1 protein-coding gene is annotated in these 218 nt (G+C 78.0%); it reads left to right on the top strand.

What is annotated here, in order from left to right; all coding sequences use genetic code 11:
• Positions 1–218 (top strand): hypothetical protein (locus ACEPPI_RS41180; protein WP_373920336.1); only part of this gene is annotated, 218 nt, incomplete at both ends.

Raw genomic sequence — 218 nt, 5'->3', positions numbered from 1 at the left:
TGGTCGCTGCGCCCCCTGCTGCGCGACCTGGCCGGGGCCTACGCCGCCCGGCTGGCCGGCCGGGCCCCCGACGCGGAGCCGCTGCCCGTGCAGTACGCGGACTACAGCCAGTGGCAGCACGAGCTGCTCGGTGATCCCGCCGACCCGGACAGCCTGGCCGCCGAGCAACTGGCGTACTGGCGGGCCGCGCTGGAGGGGGCCCCGGCGGTCGTCGACCT

It is taken from the genome of Streptomyces sp. AB3(2024), from assembly GCF_041862025.1.
Classification (GTDB): Bacteria; Actinomycetota; Actinomycetes; order Streptomycetales; family Streptomycetaceae; genus Streptomyces.
This window is presented reverse-complemented; position numbering and strand designations above follow the sequence as displayed.